Source organism: Pauljensenia sp. UMB3104, from assembly GCF_030217285.1.
In the GTDB taxonomy this organism is placed as follows: Bacteria; Actinomycetota; Actinomycetes; order Actinomycetales; family Actinomycetaceae; genus Pauljensenia.
In genome coordinates, this window is the sequence record NZ_JASONN010000377.1 from 1 (window position 1) to 260 (window position 260).

The window sequence follows — 260 nt, forward strand, 5'->3', positions numbered from 1 at the left end:
TCCTGGGTCACGTGGCCTGCGATCGCGGGGCCGACTAGCGAGGGCAGGACCCACGCCAACGAGAAAGATGCGAAGAATGTGGGGCGGTGTCGCGGGGAGGCGACCGAACCCACGAGGACGTAGAGCGGCACGATGAGGAGGCCGCCCCCGAGGCCTTGAAGCGCACGCCCGACCACGAAAATGACGATGTTTGAACCGGCAGCGCACACGACCAGGCCGACGGCAAACAGAACCAGGCCCGCGAGCAGGACAAAACGGGG

1 protein-coding gene is annotated in these 260 nt (G+C 66.5%); it reads right to left on the bottom strand.

Annotated features, from left to right (window positions below):
* On the bottom strand, positions 1–260 hold a 260-nt coding region (locus tag QP415_RS12095; protein WP_285100240.1), incomplete at both ends, for an MFS transporter.